The 1,873-nt window shown below is 67.8% G+C and carries 1 pseudogene; it reads right to left on the bottom strand.

What is annotated here, in order from left to right:
- Positions 1-1,873: pseudogene (locus tag ENZ74_RS30700) on the bottom strand (PAS domain-containing sensor histidine kinase); the annotation flags it as partial.

The following is a 1,873-nucleotide window of genomic DNA, read 5'->3' as shown; positions in this document are numbered from 1 at the left end:
GGCATAGGGGTCGGCAAACAACGCGCCGAGGCCGCCGGCATCCGCCAGATCGTCGAGCGCCTCGTAGCCGGTCAGGCTGAGGAATTCCTCGTTCGCATAGTGCAACTGGTCTCCGGAATGGATGAGCAGCGGCACGGGCAGCTTACCGAGCAGCGACGTGTCCGGGGCCTTGTGTTCATCTCCGGCGGAAAACGCCGACGGCACGAACCCTTCGGCCTTGAGCGGCGGAACCTGCAGGCGAGGGCGCTCGACGCGTATTTCCGCAGCGTCGCCTGCATTGACGGCCTGCGCGGCAACCGCCTGCTCGTCAGGCGATGCGGCTTCCTCGTCGGGCTGCGCCCAATCCTCGCTGTCTTCGGCATCGCGAAAATCTGCTGACGTCATGCTGTCGTCATCGAGGACATCATGTGTCGCGTCAGTGGCTTCAGGCTCTTCGCCGGGCGAAACCGCAGCGGTGTTCTCTGGTTCCGCCGCCACGGGGCCACGTTCGTCATCTTGGCCGGCATAGTCCAGCAACGAGCCCGTCACATTCATCCCAGGGGGGGCTTCACGAGCCGCTTCGTCCGGGTGACCGTCAAGCCGTGCCAGATCCTGCTCGTCTTCGGCATCGACATCGGTCTCGGATGGCTCGACCGGTTCGTTCTCTGGCCCTGACGCAGGGATGCCGCCGGTGCGCATCGGGTCGTCGGACGCCTTGACCGGAGCCTCGGTCTCCGCTGCCGACGCCTCAGCAGTCTCAGTCTCTGGTGGCTCGACCGGAGCACTCTCCTTCTTCAGCCGCTCGCCGATTTCGCGGAAGGCGCTGCGTTCCAGGGTCGAGAGGCCCTTGTCGTTGGCTGGCTGGCGATGTTCGGCGAGCCGGATCACCTTGTCGGCAAAGCGCCGCTCCTGTTTCGGCACGATGGTCAGCGCCGGCACCTCGCCCTTGAACGGATCCGATGCCTGAGCGTCCTCGGCCCTGGGCTCCTCAGCGTTCGGCTGTTCGGGCGCGGGTTGGATGACTTGCGGTTCCGGCGTTGCCGGCGCCCGGCCATTGGGCACCAGCGCCATGCCGATGGCCTCCGGATCGACGACCGCGTCGCTGGCGCGGGCAACGCCGAAGCCGCGGAAACCCTCGAAGGCGCGGCTGCGCCCATAGACAGGCAGCGCCGCCAGGTCGACGGGTATCTTCAGATCGGTGCCGACGACCGGCCACAGCACGGAGCGTCCGGACCAGGTATCGCGCCGTTCGAGAAGCCCCGATATCTCGCCCGAGGGGTCGAGGCCGAATGTGGCGGCGACATCCCTGAAGCGTCGGCCAATCACGTCGGCCGCCGGCTTGCCGACGATGTCGGCGAATTCCGGCGACAGCGCGCTGAACTTGCCTTCGGCATCGGTGCGCCAGACGAAGCGCACCGGCGCCGCTGCGCGGTCTATCGCCGAGACGGTCGTCGGCGTGGCCGCGGAGGTGGACTGGACTTCCAGGGCCGCCGGTTCTTGAGGCGCTTCAGGTCCGGACGCAGCTGGTCGCGGCGCCTGTTCCCCTCCGTCCTCGCCGGCGTTGAAGTACCAATGGTCGTGTTGCGCCGGTGTGGGCTCTGCTGCCGCCTGATCGCTGTTGGCAGCCGTCGGCGCCTGCCCGATCACGTCGGTGATCGCATGCGGCTGCGATGCGGCGACGTCCTCGGTCGGCAGTGCGGCGCCTGGTTCCTCGGTCGGCGTCTCGCCACCCTGTTCCGGCTGCGAAGCCGCATCGCCAGCTGGTGCCGCCTCGGCAATGGTTTGCGTGAGGTGTTCGCCCGCAGGGGCTGTGTCGTCGAGCTGGTCCTCGTCGATCACCACCAGCAGATGCCGCTCCTCGGTCAATCTTGCCAGCCCCGCCGGGTAGGAGGCC

The organism is Mesorhizobium sp. M7A.F.Ca.CA.002.15.2.1 (genome assembly GCF_003998715.1).
GTDB classification, from domain to species: Bacteria; Pseudomonadota; Alphaproteobacteria; order Rhizobiales; family Rhizobiaceae; genus Mesorhizobium; species Mesorhizobium ciceri.
Note: the sequence above shows the minus strand (reverse complement) of the source record. Positions and strands in the feature narration are given on the sequence as shown.